The organism is Campylobacter sp. CNRCH_2016_3089, from assembly GCF_025772505.1.
GTDB lineage: Bacteria > Campylobacterota > Campylobacteria > Campylobacterales > Campylobacteraceae > Campylobacter_D > Campylobacter_D lari_D.
The window spans coordinates 52,380-69,163 of the sequence record NZ_JAKMSF010000008.1 but is presented as its reverse complement, the minus strand read 5'-3'; the positions used below and the strand labels follow the sequence as shown (position 1 = coordinate 69,163).

Genomic DNA, 16,784 nt, shown 5'->3' with positions numbered 1-16,784 from the left:
ATCTTATGTTAAAATTGTATTTTATATCATTGAAAAAAGGAAAATCATGCAAGTTTTGCAAAAAATGTTTAAATTGCTAGCTATTATGGCTTTTGTTTTTAGTGTGAGTGCAAATGCACTTAGTGAGGGTAAAGAGTATATTACTTTAAAAACACCTATCCCAAATGCACAAAATTCTCTAATAGAGGTATTTTCTTATCGTTGTATTCATTGCTATAATCATCATCAATTTCACACTCTAGCAAAAGTTAAACAAGCTTTACCAAATTTAAAATATGATCTTTTCTCGGTAAGTTCTATGCTCGAGTACGGTGGTGCTTTAAATGAGATGTTTGCTTTAGCTTCTTTTAAAGAAAAAGCTTTAGGTTTAGATGTTACTAGTGAAAAAAGTCTTACTTATAAGCTTGCTGATGTGTATTTTGTAAGTCATTTTGAAAAAAAAATAAATTTAAATAATCTTGATTTATTTTATAAAATAGGTTTAAATGCTATTGGTGCTAGTAAAGAAGAATTGCAAAAATTTTTACAAACTAAAGAAGCCAAAGAGCTTTTAGTTGCTTATGATGTAGCTAATGAAATTTCAAGAAATTATGGTACGCCTGCTTTTGTAGTAAATGGCAAATATCAAATCAATCCTGAGTATATCACTTCTTTAGAGGAACTAATCCGTATAGTTAAAGAACTTTCTACCAAGTAATGCTTTTTTAAGCATTACTTTTTGTAATTTTTGTGATAAAGTATTATTATTTTTTATTTTTTTAATAATTATATTTTCATTTTGAAATTTTTTCTTATTGTTTAATTAATATTTAAGTTATATTAATATAACTTTAGCATGTTTATAATAAATTGCAAATATTTATTATATATAAAATACAAATAGGAGAAATAAAATGAAATTCAACTTAAATAATTTGTCAAAAGCAATGGTGACAGCTGCTTTTGTTCTTGGTGTGAGTGCAAATGCACTTAGTGAGGGTAAAGAGTATATTACTTTAAAAACACCTATCCCAAATGCACAAAATTCTTTAATAGAAGTATTTTCTTATCGTTGCACGCATTGTTATGATCATCATAAGTTTAATACCATGTCAAAAGTCAAAGAAAAATTACCACAATTAACTTATAAATTTTATCCTGTTAGCTCTATGGGTGATTATGGTAAGCAAGCTAATGAAATTTTTGCTTTTGCTGCTTTTAAAGATGAGCAAAATAAAGTAAGTCAAAGCGATAAAAATAGTTTAACTCATAAAGCTTCTGAAGCATATTTTAATGCTTATTTTAAGAAAAAACAAAGATGGGGAAATGGAGCTAATCCTGAAGCGTTTTATGAAGTAGGATTAAAAGCAATTTCAGCAAGCAAAGAAGATTTAGATAACTTTTTAAAAACTCCTGAGGCTAGTGAAATTTTAAAATCTTATGAAAATGCTAATGATATCTCTAAAAACTATGGTACACCTGCATTTGTAGTAAATGGTAAATACCAAATCATACCACAAGCTATCACATCTCCACAAGCTTTGATGGAAATAACAGAAGAATTAAGCAAGATGTGATTTGAGGTATTTTATGAGTTCTTGTCCTATTAGTAAAATCACTACTTGGCAAAATACAAGAGTTCCTTGGTTGATAATGGTTATAGCTATGATAGGCTTAACTTTTATAGCACACTTTTTGTTTCAAGAATACCTTTATATGGAGCCTTGTGAGCAGTGTGTTTATATAAGATTTGCTATGTTAACTATGGCTTTTGGTGGTATTTTAGCCTTGATAGATCCTAAAAATGATTATTTGAAAATTTTTGCATATACTTTTGTATTTTGGGGTATATGGCTTGGTATAGAGTATTGTATTACTCTTAATCATATCCACGAGGTAGTACATTCAGAAAATCCTTTTGCTGGTGTTGATGGGTGTAGAGAAATTCCTATATATCCTTTTAATTTACCATTGCATGAATGGGCACCAGGATGGTTTTTACCAACAGGTGAGTGTGGTATGGATACACCTATAGTACCTGAAGATGTTTATGGTAGTTTAAATGCTTTTCAGAAATTTTTTGTTGGAAATCCTCCAAATTTTGAAGATGGGTTGTATAGTAATGGTTGGTATTTGATTCCTAGTATGGAATTTATGAATATGGCGATTTGTTGTTTGTTGGCTTTTGTTGTTTGTTTGGTGATTTTAGGAAGCATGTTTGTTTCTTATACATTTTCACATTCTAAGGCTAAATTTTATGCTTTGATTGTTTTAATATTAGTAGTTTTGCTAAAAATTTTAGGTGAGCCAAGTGTGCAAATAGCTTAATAATATAAAAAAGGAGAAAAAATGAAGATTAGTAAAATTGTAAGTAGTATTTTGCTTGCTGGTAGTGTTGTTATGGTAGCGCCTAGTGTTTCTTTGGCTATGGGTGGACCTAGTGGTGCTAAAATTGATTGGGAAATTCAAGGCAAAATTGGCGCAGTAAAGATGAATCCTTATGGTCTATCTCCGCTTAGTGCTATAATTATGGATGGTGGATACAAACTAAGTGATGTAAGCGTAACTATAGTTCCAAAGCCAAATGGACAGACTATATCTTATAAGGTTAGCCCTAATAAAATTAAAACTTATGGAGGAATTCCTGTTTTTGGACTTTATCCATCATATTTTAATACAGTAAAAGTAAGTTATACTAAAACTGCTTTTGGAAAGAGTGAAAAAGTAGTAGATGAGGTATATAAAATAGCAACTGGTGGAGTAAATATAGAGCCAAGTGGAAGTATTATGCAAAGAGGTGTACCTTTTGAAAAAGTAGAAGTGATTAAAGTAGATAAAGGTTTTGAAGATAGGTTGTATTTGGTTAATAATGCTCCAGGGAAACAAAGTGGAAAAGGCTCTCAATCTGTTTGGAATAACCCAGCAGGTGGTGCAATGGAATGGGATGAGAATTCAAATGCATTTATCATTGATACAAAAGGTGAAATTCGTTGGTATTTTGATAATGATAAATTAATGGATTGGAATAATATTTACAATCGTGGTATTATGATGGGATTTAGGCAAAATACTGATGGAGCTTTAACTTGGGGTTTTGGACAAAGATATGTTAAGTATGATTTAATGGGTAGAGAAATTTTTAATCGTCTTTTACCTTCTTCTTATATAGATTTTTCTCATTCTATGGATAATATGCAAAATGGAAATTATCTTTTAAGGGTGGCTTCTGCCAATGTTAAGCGTCCTGATGGTAAAAATGTGCGTTCAGTACGCGATGTGATAGTAGAGGTTGATAAAAATGGTAATGTAGTAGATGAGTGGAGATTGTTTGAAATTTTAGATCCATATAGAGCAAATGTAATCAAAGCATTAGATCAAGGTGCGGTTTGTTTAAATATTGATGCGAGTAAAGCAGGGGTTACTTTAAGTGATGAGGATTTAGCTAAAATGGACGCAAGTGATTCTTTTGGCGATATAGCAGGCACTGGAGTAGGGCGTAACTGGGCTCATGTAAATAGCGTAGATTATGATCCAAGTGATGATAGTATTATTATTTCAAGTCGTCATCAAAGTGCTATTATAAAAATAGGACGTGATAAAAAAGTAAAATGGATACTAGGAGCACATAAAGGCTGGGGAGAAAAATACAAAAAAACACTTTTACAACCTGTTGATAAAAATGGCAAAAAGATAGTTTGTGAAGATGAGTATAGTAAATGTCCAGGATATGAAAACGAAGAAGGTGGTTTTGATTTTACATGGACACAGCATACTGCTTTTAGAATAGATGAAAAATCTGACAAAAGATATATTTATATCACAGCTTTTGATAATGGCGATGCAAGAGGTATAGAGCAACCTGCTTTTGCTTCAATGAAATACTCAAGAGCAGTTGTGTATAAAATAGATCAAAAAAATAAAACCGTAGAACAAATTTGGGAGTATGGAAAGCAAAGAGGCAATGAATGGTTTTCACCTGTCACTTCTTTAGCAGAATACCATAAAGATAAAAATTCCATCATGGTTTATAGTGCTACTGCTGGAATGTCATTTGACTTAAGCAAGGGTGCTGCTGTAGGTGAGCCAAAACCTGAAATAGATGAATTTAAATGGGGAGCTAAAGAACCTTCAGTACAAATTCGCTTTAGCGGAGCAAGTACTGGTTATCAAGCTATGCCTATTGATTTAGAAAAAGCATTTAAATAAGAAAAAAGGGCTTTTTTAAAGCCCTTTTAATTTTTATAAATATCCTGCACCTAAAGCTAAAAAATAACCTACTATACAAGAAACAATCACACCAATTAATCCTGGTAAGATAAAGCTATGATTGATAACAAATTTACCTATTTTTGTAGTACCTGATCTATCAAATTGTATAGTTGCAAGATCGCTTGGATAAGTTGGTAAAATGTAGTATCCATAGCAAGCTGCTGCAAAAGCAATGATAATACCTGGTTCAACACCAATTCCTAGTGCAAGTGGCACAAAAGCTGCAATTGCTGCTGCTTGAGAATTAACAAATTTAGAAATAAGTAAAAGCATAATAGCATAAGTCCAAGGATGTTCTATAACGATATTACCTAAAGATTCTTTCATCATAGGAGTATGCACTGCAAACATTGTATCTGCCATCCAAGAAATTCCAAAAACAGCTACTAAGGCTATCATACCGGATTTAAAAATTTCATTTTTTGCAATTTTGCTTGCATCAAGTTTGGTAAAAATGATTAGCGCTGCACCTGCTAAAAGCATAAACATTTGAATAGTTGCTACCATATTCATAGGTTTGGTAACGCCTTTTGAGGTAAATTGCGGTCTAAGTTCTGGAAAAGCTCCAAGTATAGCTACTATAGCAATAGCACCTAGGAAAATCCACATAGCTACCCATTGGATAGTTGGAAGTTTTTGTCCAAGAAGAGTTTTACTATCGCCATAGATATATTCTCTTTGTTCTGGATTTTTAATCTTAGCTTGAAAATCCTCATCTTTATCAAGATCTTTTCCTCTAAACCAAGAAAAAATTCCTATAGCTAAAACACCTACCAAAGTAGAAGGTATAGTAATAGCAAGTAAATCCACATAACCATCAAAACCTGCTAAAGGGTGTTTATTAATTTCTGGATTTAAAAGTAGCGCTGTTAAGCTTACAACTGCAACTGAAACGGGACTTGCGATAATACCAAGTTGTGAAGAAATACTAGAAGCAGCCATTGGTCTTTCTGGGCGAATACCATTTTTAATAGCAATGTCATAAATAATAGGCATCATAGTATAGACAACATGCCCAGTTCCACAAAGCATGGTAAGAATGCAAGTTACAAATGGCGCTAAAATAGTTAAGAATTTAGGATTTTTTCTTAGAACTTTTTCTGCAATTTGCAACATTACATCCAAACCACCACTAGCTTGCAAAGTTGCACTAGCAACAACAACAGCTAAAATGGTAAGCATAACATCAATAGAAGGTTTTCCAGGTGCTACAGCAAAACCAAAACTTAAAACTAATAAACCTATACCGCCTAATAAGCCTAGAGTGATACCGCCTTTTTTTGCCCCATAAAAAAGACAAATAAGAACAACAATTAGTTGAATACTAAATTGAACACCTTCGCTAAGGCTAGTTAGTATTTCCATACTCTCTCCTTATTTTTGAAATATGTGAGAGTATAATCCAAGTTTTATTAATAGTAAATAAAATTTTTTATTATTTAAATAAATATTTACCAATATTTTGAATTTATTTATCAAAATATTGGTTATTTTATATTTATTGATAATATTTTAAGATTATATAAAGAATTTTACTGATTTTTTCAATAGAAGCTATTTCACATTTTTCATCTGTTGAGTGAGGGCTATGGATATTTGGTCCTATTGAGCAACATTCTAAAGGTTGTTTTTCACTTATAATGCCACATTCTAAACCAGCATGTATAGTGTAAAGCTTGGCGTTTGGGTTTTCTTTTTTAAAATAACTTAGAATTTCTTCTCCAAATTTAGTATCTTTATTAGTCCACGGTGGATAAAAATTTGCACTTGAAACTTCGCAGTTTTGCATCTTAAAATAAGTTAAGGTTTCAAATTCTATGTTTTTAAGTTCTTGTAAATCATTAGATCTTGCAAAAAGCTCAAAATGAAATTTGCTATCTTTTTCATAAGCCAATGAAAGATTGATACTTGTTTGAACTAAATTTAATTGATGATTAAAAGTTCTAACTCCTTGTGCAAAAGCATTAATGAGATTTAAAATAACTTGAGAATTTTTATAATATGTTCTTTTGATTTTACCTATATAATTTACTTTAAAATGATCATTTTCTTTTGGAGGATTTTTAAAAAATGCTATAACTTTAGCATGTTTTGGTATAGAATTTATTCTTTCACCCGCTTTAAATTCGCAAAGTTCCCCTTGATTTTGAGTGATAAAATAGCTCACTTCTTTAATAGAAGATTTAATGTTTTTAACAATATCAATTCCCGAGTGCCCACCTTTAAAATCAATTGCTTCTATCTCATAACAATCTTCTTCTTTTTCATCTATTTCTAAGTTTAAACTAGCAAAAATATCTACCCCACCAGCACAACCTATAACAACTTCATCATCGCTTTCGTGGTCTAAATTTAAAAGCTTGCTTGAGATCAAAGTATGGGTGAGATTGTTTGCTCCACAAAGTCCAACTTCTTCATCATTAGTAAAAAGACATTCTATATTTTCAAAATCTTTTAAAGCTTGCATCATTAGTGATACTCCTATGCCATTATCTGCACCTAAGCTTGAATTTTTAGCCTTTAAATATCCGTTTTCTTCATATATTTGTATATTTGGAGCTTCTCCCATGCAAACCATATCATAATGACTTTGTAAACAAATTTTAGGATTTCCTTTGTGTGCGTGGATATTACCTGCTTCATCAACGCTTACTTGGCAATTTTGACTTTTAGCAAAATCAATGAGAAAATTTTTCAATTCTTCGGTTTTGAAACTACAATGAGGTATTTGAGTAATTTGTTTAAAATTTTGTATAATTTCTTGCATAAATTCTCCTTTTTATTGTAATTATGGCATATTTTTATATAGATGAGGTTTAAATGAAATTTTCTAGGAAACAAATTAAATTATTTATAAACTTATTAAAAGATCCGAAGAAATTTTTAATCGCACTTTTTTTAGTTGCTTTTGCTTATGTTTTAAACTATGATAGTGGTTCATATATCAATGCTAAAGTAAGTCGTGTAGTAGATGGAGATACTATTGAGGCTAAATTCGAAAATGAAAAACTTAAAATCAGACTTTTTGGTATAGATGCACCTGAGAGTGATCAAGCTTATGGAAAGATGGCTACGCAATTTCTAAAAGCTATTGTATTAAATAAAGAAGTAGTTTTGAATGTAAAAGATGAGGATAAATATGGTAGAATTTTAGCCATTGTATATTTAAATGATAAAGATATTAATCAAGTTATGGTTAAAAATGGTTTTGCTTGGGCATATGAGCATTATAGTGATTTGTATATAAATGAGCAAAATTATGCCAAGATAAATAAAAAAGGATTATGGGAAAGTGAAAATCCTATAGAGCCTTATAAATGGCGTAAACAAATAAGATTAAAATAGGATATAAGATGTTTAAAAAAATATTATTGTTTGGATTTTTAGCATTATTTTTTAGCGGTTGTTTTGTCAATGAAAGAGGGATCTCAAATCGATTTTACGATGATTGTAAGGAATATTATGATGCAAGTGGGACTTATCATAAAGAATGTCCAAAGAATTGGGTGGATTTACCTTTAACCCCCGATTCCTTTTAAGACTGCATTAAGTTCTTCTTGCATTGATTCTTGTTTAGTTGTTTCTTGCTGATTTTGATTATTATTTGTAGCGGCTTGATTTTGTTTAAGTTTAAATATATGATCATCTGTAGTAATAACTTGAAAAGATGCGTCAAAAATTTTAATCTCATTTACAAAACCAGCTACTTTAACCTCTCTTTTTCTTGAGTCATCGCTAAATAAAGCACTTGCTTCAAGATTTAAAATATCTCCCACTTTTAAAGGAGCATAGAAAAAGCTTCTTGAGCCTATTAAGACGCTAAATTCTTTATTAATTGCAGCTTGTGCTATGTAATTTGCTGCATTAAATATAAAGCCACTATGCACTAATCCTAGTTCATCTACTGCCATATCATGGGTTGTGATTAAAATACCTTTGGCGAAATTTTTTTCTATATGAGAAATACTTCCTGCTAAAGTATTGTTTATCCCTGGACAAGTGATAAGTTCTGATTTGATACGATTTAACTCTTCTGGATCTATTAATTCTTCTATGGTAACAGCACTTACTGTTCTTGCCATTTTTACACCTTTAATTTAACATAAACTCTTTTTGGTGCTTCATAGCCTTCGCAAGTTAAATTTGAATCATTTTTATCTAAAAATTGATCTAAAGAATAAGAATCAATCCATTGTGTTTTTCTTTGTTCTAAAAGATCGGTTTGTTTAGTTGTTATAACTTCAAATTCACTAAATCCAGCTCTATAACACCAATTTCTTAAACCTAATATCGACGGAATGAAAAAAATATTTGGTATTTTTGAGTAAGTTTTTTGAGGAATAAGTGCTATTTCTCTTTCATCTTCTATATACATAGTGTCTAAAAAGACTATGCCGTCTTTATTTAAAGATTGTTTGAGTTGTTTTAGCATGGCTATAGGATCACTACGATGATAAATCACTCCAAGACAAAAAATCACATCAAATTTTATGCCATAATTTGGTACATCAGCTACGCCTAAAAGCTCATATTGTATAGGAGTTTTTGCAATGGAGTTTAAAAGTAAAAATTGCAAATAATACTTAATAGAAGGATCAAAACCTATGAGCTTTGAAGGATTAAATTCAAGCATTTTAAACATATAATAACCATTATTGCAGCCAATATCTGCTACTATTTTGCCATTTATTTCTTGCATATAAGGCTTTAAAATATTAAATTTGATAAAACTTTGCCATTCTGTATCTATAAATAAATCATTAATTTTAAAAGGTCCTTTACGCCAAGGTTTTAATTCTAAAGTGATATTCTTGATCTCATCATCTAAACTTTTATCACAAAAAATATCAAAACTTTCATTTATAAGGTAATTTGAATTTTGAATTTTTTCACTAAGTTTTTGGATTTTTTCATATAAAGGATGTTTTAAAACTTGCTTAAATAAAGCATTATTTTGCATATTTTTCCTTGAAAAACTCCCTTATTTGGGAGTTTTTATTATTGAAGTAGGCTTGCTAGTTTAGTTTGTAACATTACATTTGAATGAGCATTTGCAAATAAAAATGCATTTTCTTTTAGGTAATTTGCATTAAAATCATTGATATTTTGAGCTAAGTCATTATTTTGTAATTTGCTTTCAGCTTCTTTAGTGTTAATACTAGTTTGCAAAGATGAGTTGATATTAGAATGGATAGCGTTAATTCCAGCACCAATATCTGCGCGTAAAGAACCTACTTGATCTTGAAAATCACGAATTCCGTCTTGATTTTCAAGGCTTAAATTTGCTGTGCTTGGTTGATTTAAATTAATACTTTCAACCCCAGTACCAACAACAAAATCCATACTCTGAAATACATTTTTTCCATTAAAAGTCGCATTAGAAAAAGCATCATTGATTGAAGTTACAAGTTTGTTTGCTTCAGAATTTAGCATACTTTTTTGTCTGTCATTTAAAGCGGCATTGTTTGAGCGCACTGAAAGTTCATTAAGTTTATCTGCAGTAGCTGAAATGTTATTTAAAGTTGAATCAGCAATTTGTAAAACTCCTATGGAATCATAGGCATTTAAAATACCTTGATCTATAGTGCTATATTGACTTCTTAAAGAATCAGCTATGGCTAAATTTGCTCCATCGCTCCCATCTATAGCACGGATTGTGGCTATGTTTTCTAAAGCTTTTTCTTGGCTTTTTTGAGCTTGATTTAAGTAGTGATTTTGTTGAGTTGTTCCTATATCGCCTATTTTCATCTTTGACTCCTTTTAAAGACTTATTTTATTATATCATTTTTTTGTTTTAAAATTTAAGAAAAACAAAATTACTTGTGATAACATGATAATTTTCATCACAACTTCACTTGCACCATGAATTTTTATAAATTCTTGAGTTTTAGTTGCTTCTTCTCCTAAACTTTGTGCTTCTAAAACATAAGCAGTGAAGTAAAATACAAAAAGCAAACTTAGTGCCAAAATGATCAAAGAAAGCATAAATTTTGAAAAATTTATTTTAAAAGTTAAATTTTTGTCTTTAAATGAAAAAATTTCTATTAAAATAGACAAAACACTCACACCTAACAAAACATAGCCAAATTGAACAAAAATGTGTGTCATTAAAAGCCCACTTTGAAAATGAGTTAAAACCCCTTCACCTATGAATTTAGCAGGATAAAATATAGTCGGAGCTAAAAACACACCTATGCTAATTTCAATCCCAATTAAGCTTGCTAGTAAAAATAAATATATTGATTTCATATTTTCTCCTATAATAAAGATAATTATAGTCTAATTTTTTAAATTCCATGCAACAAAGGCTCTATCAAATCCATTATAATCTTGATAAAAAGTAGCCTTGAAATCATTTTCTTTTAAAATTTTATTTAAAATTGTTTTTTGATCATAGCCAAACTCACATACTAAGACTTTTGTGTTGTGATTTTTGGCAAAAAGAATAATTTCATGTAAAATTTCCCAACCTTTATCTCCACCAAATAAAGCATTGTGTGGTTCGTTTTGAACCCATTTATCTAAAGGATAGTCATTTTTTATGTAAGGAGGATTAGAAAAAATAAAGTCAAAATTTCCTTGTATATTTTTAAAATCACAAAGTTGAAAATTGATTAAATTTGAAACATTATGAAAATCTGCATTTTTTTTAGCAAGCTCTAATGCTTTTGGATTGATATCACAAGCTTGTATAAAAATTTGTTTTAACTTTGCTAAGCAAATACTTAAAATTCCACTTCCAAAGCCAATTTCAAGTATATTTTTAAAAGAGTTATGATCTAAAATTTCTAAACATCTTTCAAGTAATATTTCACTATCAAAACGCGGTATCAAAACCCCTTTTTTAGTAAAAAAATCAAAACCATAAAATTGTGTTTTTTGAAATAAATACTCAAAAGGCTCACCATTTAAAAATCTATCTATATATTCTAAAAAAACTTTTTCATCAATTTGAAATTCAGGATTTAAAAAAATCCAAGCTTTATCTTTTTGCAAAAGCTCACAAAGAATAAAAAGTATATATTCTTTGTGAGTAGGATCTTTTGCGTAAGCTTGCTTTAAAGCTTGTTTGATTGAAATCATTGCAAAGCTTTGATTCTATCATAAATACAAGGATGACTTAGATGAAAGAAAGTATAAATTTTACTTGTTTTAACAAAGGCTTTGTTTTCTTTTGCTAAAGCTATGAGAGCATTTTTCATATCTTCTTTAGAGCTTAGTTTTGCTCCGTGTAAGTCAGCATTAAATTCATTTTTTTGACTCATTTTATTAAGCAGTGGAGAAACAATAAAAGTAAAAATATTTCCAAAAATCAATAAAAGTGCAAAAACTCCAGCATTCACTCCATCTAAATGACTTTCAATATAAAAAAAGCTTGGTAAATGTGCAAAGATGAAAAATAAAGCAAAAAGCATCAAAGCACTAGCAAATAACATTTTTAGCAAATCTTTATGCGCAAAATGTCCTAGCTCATGACCCAAAACAGCAATGAGTTCTTTTTCTTTTAAAGCATTTAAAAGTGTATCAAAAAGCACTACTCTTTTGCTTTTAAATAAGCCACCAAAATAAGCATTTAATCTTTTATCTCTTTTGCTTGCATCGATAACATAAACACCATTTGCACTAAAGCCACATTTTTGCATTAAATTAGTGATTTTTTCTAATAAATTTTCATCTTCAAGTTTTTTCATTTTGTTAAACATAGGTGCAATAAGTGTAGGGTAGATGAGATTTATAATAAGTATAATTATAAAACTTAGAGCAAAAGCCACTACCCACCAGTATGTGTTAAAAAATTCAAAGCAAAATACTAAGACATAGATGATTAAAAAGCCAAAAACAAGCATTAGAGCTAAAGATTTAATGCTGTCTTTAACAAAAAGCGCTAAAGTCATATTTGAAAAGCCGTGTTTTTTATCTTTTATAAAGCTTTCATAATAACTAAGTGGTAAATTTAAAATACTAATAATCAATAAAAATGCAAGCAAAAATAAAGTATTTTCTAAGGTAGAATTTTCTTTTATAAAAATTTCTTTTAAATACAAAAAGCCAAAGCTAATCCAAGAAATGTTAATCATCAGATTATAAAGATTAGAAAAGATTTTGTATTTTTCATTTTCTATAGCGATATTTGCAGCATTTTTATAATCTTGTTCATTTAAAATAATTGCTTGTTTTTCTCTTTCTTTTTTTAAAAAAGAAATTTGCACATAAGATATAAAAATCAAAAAAGCTGCATAAATACATAAAATAGTTATCAAAGTCATAGTTTTTCCTTAAATAAATTTGAGTAATTTTATCTTATTTAAAATATATAAAGTTAATTAGTATTTTCACTTTTTTCCAAAACCTCAAAATAAGCCTCTTCTAAAATACTAAGTTCATTTTCTAAGGAATTTAGCTTTTCATAAAGGGTGTTTATACCTAGCTCTTGATAGATTGTAGGATTACTTAGAGCATTTTTTATTTCTTTTATTTCTTCTTCTAATTTATGAATTTTATCAGGATATGAGTTTAAAATTTCATTTTCTTTATAGCTTAGTTTTTTACTCGATTTTTCTTTTGTTTTTACGCTTGCGGTGGTGTTTGTTTCTAAGCTTTTAGAAAATTCTTCAAAGTCTTTGTATTCTTTTTCATTTTCTAAATATTCACTATAAGAAAGAACTTCTATATTAATATTTGCATTATCTTCAAAAGCATAAAGTTTAGTTGCTATTTTATCAACAAAATATCTATCATGTGAGACAAGCAAAATCGCACCTTCAAAAGAAAGTAAGTATTCTTCTAAGATATTAATCGTAGCTATGTCTAAATCATTTGTTGGTTCATCTAAGATTAATACATCATATTTTTTGGTAAAAAGCAAGGCTAGAGCAACTCTGTTTTTCTCGCCCCCACTTAACACACTCACACTTTGTTCTAAAAATTCTTTTGGAAATAAAAATTGTTTTAAATACCCATAAACATGCATATTTTTACCACGCACTTGAATGTGATCGCCACCATTTGGGCAAAAAATTTCTAAAAGTTTTTTATCAGTATTTAATAAGCTCCTGCTTTGATCAAAATAGCCTATTTTAACTTCACCTCTTTTAATCTCTCCGCTATCAAGCGGAATTTGATCAAGTAAAATCTTTAAGAAAGTAGATTTCCCACAGCCATTTTTACCTACTATGGCTATGCGTTCACCTTGTAAAATTCGTGCATTAAAGTCTTTAAAAAGTGTCTTGTTGGCAATAGACTTTGAGATATTTTTAAGTTCAAAAAGCATTTTTTTGCGGTTTTGGCTTTGAGTTTGGTTAAAATTTTTATTTGCTCTTTTGATTTCAAGTTGTAAGCGTTTGATAGCTCCTGGGTTTTTCTTAGCTTCTTCACGCATTTTAAAAATGCGTTCTTTGCGTCCTTCGTTGCGTTTAAGCCTAGCTTTGACTCCTCTTCTTAGCCATTCTTCCTCACTTTTTAATTGCTTAAGCAAGGTTTCATGGCTTTTAGCTAAGGAAGCTAAAATAGCTGCTTTTTTTTCTAGATATTGCGTATATCCACCCTCAAAAATGCTTAATTTTCCCGCTTCTATTTCTACGCATTTTTGCGCTATAGCATCGATAAAATACCTATCATGAGAGATGAAAATAACACACATTTTAGAGGTTTTTAACCTTTCTTCTAAAAAGTTACTCATATATACATCTAGATGATTAGTTGGTTCATCAAGCAATAATATATCAGGATTTTTTAGCAAAAGTGTGCAAAGCCCTACGCGTCTTATTTCGCCCCCACTTAAAGAGCAAAGTGTTCTGTCTTTGTATTCTAATAGTTTAAATTCTTCTAATATTCTTTGTATTTTTTGGTCTAAATTCCATGCGTCTTTTGAATCTATAAATAAACTTAATTCATCTATTTTTTTTAAATATTCTTTATTTTCAGGATCAAAAGCTAGTTTTTCATTATAGCTTTCAAATTCCTTCAAGGCTTGATAAATTTCTTCAAGTTCTTTTTTGATGACTTCGCTTACGCTTAAGGTGCTTTCAAAGCTTACTTGTTGGCTTAGCATACCTATACTAGTGTTATTTTGTTTAATTACTCTACCGCTATCTAGTTTTAAAGTTCCCATAAGGGCTTTTAAAAAGCTTGATTTTCCTTCGCCATTTTTGCCTATAATGGCGATTTTTTCTCCTAAATTTGCACTAAAATTTGCATTTTCTAAAACTATTTTTGTATTAAATTTCTTATTTGCATCGATTAAATCTATTAAAGCCAAATTTCTTTCCCAAATGTTTTTTACGATTTTACTTTAAAAAGTATTAATTTTGCTTAAATAAAATTACACTATGAGAGTGTTTGTTTTTTTTACTTTATTAGTTTTATTTTTTGCTTTGGCAAATTGGTATATTTATAAAAGATTTTTAAGTAGGGTTGATTTTTTAAAACCTTATAAGAAGTTTGTATTAGCTTTTGTTTTAATAGTTTTTGTATGTGAATTAATCTTTTTTGTAAATATGCGCGGGGATTTTTTGCATGAAAAGCTTTATTATATTTTAGCGATTTTTCCTACTATTACCTGTTTTTTCTTGCTTTTTGGAGTGGTTTTTGAAATTGGCTCATGGATTTTCTTTAACGAAAATAAAAAAGAGCAAATTTTCAGTGTCCAAAGAAGAAAGTTTTTAAAATTAATTTTTGATTCTTGGCTTATTATACTTAGCGTTAGTATGGTGTTTAAAGGTTTTGTAAATGCTATTAGTACACCTAGGGTTAATGAAGTAGATATTAAAATTAAAAATTTAAAAGAAGATTTAAATATAGTTTTACTTTCTGATGTGCATTTGGGTAAAAATTTAGGTGAAGATTTTTTAAAAACCTTAATCGATGAAGTTAATGCTTTAAATGCTGATATAATCATCATAGCTGGGGATTTAATTGATGCAGATATAGCTAGTATGTCTTATATTAATCTATTAGAAAATTTTAAATCAAAATATGGTACTTATTTTGTTTATGGAAATCATGAATATTATAATGATATAAATGCGATAAGCAAAAAGCTTAAAACGCTTAAGAATTTCAAAGTTCTAGAAGATGAAAGTATTGATTTTGGGGATTTTACTTTAAGTGGGACTTTGGATTTGGCTGCTAAACGTTTGGGTTTTAAAGAAAGCAATATAGAAAAAATCAAAATGCAAATCAATCAAGAAAAAGTTAATATTTTAATCACGCATCAGCCAAAATATGTAAAAACTTATGATGTGAGTGGGTTTGATTTGATTTTATCAGGACATACACACGCAGGGCAAATTTTTCCTTTTTCTTTGCTAGTATATTTAGAGCAAGGCTTTGTGTATGGGCTTTATAAATTAAGCAAAGATAGTTTGCTTTATGTAAGTAGTGGAGCTGGATTTTGGGGACCTGCTGTGAGATTTTTAGCCCCTAGTGAGATAGCTTTGATTAGATTAAAAGGAGAATGAGTGGGATTTAGCAATAGTGCTTCAAAAATGTTTGGAATCATAGCAAAATATAAATTTCCAAAAATTATACAAAAAAATATTAATAAAGCTTATGTAAATGCTTTTAATATCAATATGAGTGAATTTAAACCTTTAGAAGAATATGAGAGTTTAAATGCTTTATTTACAAGAACTTTATTAAATGAGCGAGAATTAGAAGATGGCTTTATAAGTCCAAGTGATGGTAAAATTTTAGAACTTGGAAGTAGCTTTCAAAATGATTTAAAAGAAAATTTAGCCTTTAGCATTAAAGGTTCAAGTTATAGTATAGAAGAGCTTTTAAAAAACTCAGCTAGTAAAGAAGAATTGGAAAATGGCATAGATTATGCAAATATTTATTTATCTCCAAAAGATTATCATCATTATCATGCACCTTGTAATATGCAAATTTTAAGTGCTACTTATATGAGCGGGGCTTTATTTAGTGTGAGTGAGGCAAAGTTAGCTAAAATTATAAACCTTTATACTAAAAATGAAAGAGTAGTTTTAAAGTGCTTAGTGGAAGGAAAATTTATACTTTGGATGGTATTTGTGGGTGCGCTAAATGTCGGTAAAATGCACTTTAGCTTTGATACTAGCATACAAACTAATGCAGCAAATTTTGATTTTACTCATACCTATGAAGATCTTTTTGTAAAAAAAGGCCAAAGACTTGGAAATTTTGAGCTAGGTTCAACTATAGTTTTAATCGCTCAAAAAGGGTTTTTAAAATTTAGTAAAAATGCTTATGAGCAAGTTGAATTTTCTAAGAAGATTGCGGACTTTGCTTAGTCTCATCTTCATTAGCAACTTTATATAAAAAGGCAAAAATTTCAGCCACTGCTTTATACATATTAGGTGGGATTTCATCGCCTAGATCAAGTTTGCTAAGCACTTCTACTAAGTCTTTGTCTTCTTTTATGGGTATGCCATTTTCTTTGGCTAAAGAGATGATTTTAGCAGCGTTTTCACCTTTGGCATTAGCTAGGATTTTTGGTGCATTTTGTTCTTCTTTGTTATAGCCTAGTGCAACGGCTTTTTTTGTTTTTTTAGCCATTT

The 16,784-nt window shown here is 29.4% G+C and carries 18 protein-coding genes; 8 read left to right on the top strand and 10 right to left on the bottom strand.

Features of this window, described 5'->3' with window-relative positions; genetic code table 11:
* Positions 1-46: 46 nt before the first annotated feature.
* From L8W69_RS06715 to L8W69_RS06700, 4 genes are all read left to right on the top strand, one after another.
* Complete coding sequence (locus L8W69_RS06715; RefSeq protein ID WP_220566742.1) at positions 47-697, top strand: thiol:disulfide interchange protein DsbA/DsbL; 651 nt, start codon at positions 47-49, stop codon at positions 695-697.
* 196 nt (positions 698-893) lie between these two features.
* Positions 894-1,556, top strand: a complete 663-nt coding sequence (locus tag L8W69_RS06710; RefSeq protein WP_263666745.1) for a thiol:disulfide interchange protein DsbA/DsbL — start codon at positions 894-896, stop codon at positions 1,554-1,556.
* 13 nt (positions 1,557-1,569) lie between these two features.
* Entirely contained in the window at positions 1,570-2,307 is a 738-nt protein-coding gene (gene dsbI / locus L8W69_RS06705; protein WP_263666744.1) for a protein-disulfide oxidoreductase DsbI, read from the top strand.
* A 21-nt stretch (positions 2,308-2,328) separates the two neighbouring features.
* A complete protein-coding gene (locus tag L8W69_RS06700; protein ID WP_263666743.1) occupies positions 2,329-4,185 on the top strand; it encodes an aryl-sulfate sulfotransferase in 1,857 nt (618 codons plus the stop codon).
* Positions 4,186-4,218: 33 nt separating this feature from the next.
* Here L8W69_RS06700 and L8W69_RS06695 read toward each other — a convergent pair whose 3' ends face one another.
* On the bottom strand, positions 4,219-5,613 hold the full coding sequence (locus L8W69_RS06695; RefSeq protein ID WP_263666742.1) for an anaerobic C4-dicarboxylate transporter: 1,395 nt from the start codon (positions 5,611-5,613) through the stop codon (positions 4,219-4,221).
* 133 nt (positions 5,614-5,746) lie between these two features.
* Positions 5,747-7,015 carry a M20/M25/M40 family metallo-hydrolase gene (locus L8W69_RS06690; RefSeq protein ID WP_263666741.1) on the bottom strand — a complete coding sequence of 423 codons (1,269 nt, stop codon included), beginning with the start codon at positions 7,013-7,015 and terminating at the stop codon, positions 5,747-5,749.
* 53 nt (positions 7,016-7,068) lie between these two features.
* Here L8W69_RS06690 and L8W69_RS06685 point away from each other — a divergent pair, with 53 nt between their 5' ends.
* Both L8W69_RS06685 and L8W69_RS06680 read left to right on the top strand, forming a co-directional pair.
* Complete coding sequence (locus tag L8W69_RS06685) at positions 7,069-7,593, top strand: thermonuclease family protein (protein ID WP_133319304.1); 525 nt, start codon at positions 7,069-7,071, stop codon at positions 7,591-7,593.
* A gap of 8 nt (positions 7,594-7,601) precedes the next feature.
* Positions 7,602-7,787, top strand: coding sequence for a hypothetical protein (locus L8W69_RS06680; RefSeq protein WP_263660584.1), 186 nt, complete (start codon positions 7,602-7,604; stop codon positions 7,785-7,787).
* On the opposite strand, the gene L8W69_RS06675 is transcribed toward L8W69_RS06680, so the two are convergent.
* Genes L8W69_RS06675 through abc-f form a run of 7 tightly spaced genes read right to left on the bottom strand, consistent with a single transcriptional unit; the run spans position 7,767 to position 14,506 of the window.
* Positions 7,767-8,330: a hypothetical protein gene (locus L8W69_RS06675; RefSeq protein WP_318529608.1), complete on the bottom strand. Its 564-nt coding sequence runs from the start codon at positions 8,328-8,330 to the stop codon at positions 7,767-7,769. The genes L8W69_RS06680 and L8W69_RS06675 overlap by 21 nt on opposite strands.
* A 2-nt stretch (positions 8,331-8,332) precedes the next feature.
* Entirely contained in the window at positions 8,333-9,208 is an 876-nt protein-coding gene (cmoB, locus tag L8W69_RS06670; protein WP_220566748.1) for a tRNA 5-methoxyuridine(34)/uridine 5-oxyacetic acid(34) synthase CmoB, read from the bottom strand.
* Between the two features lie 38 nt (positions 9,209-9,246).
* The gene (locus tag L8W69_RS06665) at positions 9,247-9,996 is read right to left on the bottom strand and encodes a flagellin (RefSeq protein WP_263666740.1); all 750 of its coding nucleotides are present in this window, start codon (positions 9,994-9,996) and stop codon (positions 9,247-9,249) included.
* Positions 9,997-10,029: 33 nt separating this feature from the next.
* On the bottom strand, positions 10,030-10,497 hold the full coding sequence (locus L8W69_RS06660; RefSeq protein WP_133319299.1) for a DUF4149 domain-containing protein: 468 nt from the start codon (positions 10,495-10,497) through the stop codon (positions 10,030-10,032).
* 30 nt (positions 10,498-10,527) lie between these two features.
* Positions 10,528-11,328, bottom strand: coding sequence for a HemK/PrmC family methyltransferase (locus tag L8W69_RS06655; RefSeq protein WP_263666762.1), 801 nt, complete (start codon positions 11,326-11,328; stop codon positions 10,528-10,530).
* Positions 11,328-12,515 (bottom strand): M48 family metallopeptidase, encoded by a 1,188-nt coding sequence (locus L8W69_RS06650; RefSeq protein ID WP_263666739.1) that lies wholly within the window; start codon positions 12,513-12,515, stop codon positions 11,328-11,330. The genes L8W69_RS06655 and L8W69_RS06650 overlap by 1 nt, the downstream gene beginning before the upstream one ends.
* A gap of 53 nt (positions 12,516-12,568) precedes the next feature.
* On the bottom strand, positions 12,569-14,506 hold the full coding sequence (abc-f, locus tag L8W69_RS06645; RefSeq protein ID WP_263666738.1) for a ribosomal protection-like ABC-F family protein: 1,938 nt from the start codon (positions 14,504-14,506) through the stop codon (positions 12,569-12,571).
* Between the two features lie 70 nt (positions 14,507-14,576).
* Here abc-f and L8W69_RS06640 point away from each other — a divergent pair, with 70 nt between their 5' ends.
* Together L8W69_RS06640 and L8W69_RS06635 are read left to right on the top strand one after the other, a co-directional pair.
* Positions 14,577-15,707, top strand: coding sequence for a metallophosphoesterase (locus L8W69_RS06640; protein ID WP_263666737.1), 1,131 nt, complete (start codon positions 14,577-14,579; stop codon positions 15,705-15,707).
* Positions 15,708-16,517 (top strand): phosphatidylserine decarboxylase, encoded by an 810-nt coding sequence (locus L8W69_RS06635; protein ID WP_263660591.1) that lies wholly within the window; start codon positions 15,708-15,710, stop codon positions 16,515-16,517.
* On the opposite strand, the gene L8W69_RS06630 is transcribed toward L8W69_RS06635, so the two are convergent.
* Positions 16,492-16,782 carry a FlhB-like flagellar biosynthesis protein gene (locus tag L8W69_RS06630; RefSeq protein ID WP_133319292.1) on the bottom strand — a complete coding sequence of 97 codons (291 nt, stop codon included), beginning with the start codon at positions 16,780-16,782 and terminating at the stop codon, positions 16,492-16,494. The genes L8W69_RS06635 and L8W69_RS06630 overlap by 26 nt on opposite strands.
* Positions 16,783-16,784 lie beyond the last annotated feature (2 nt).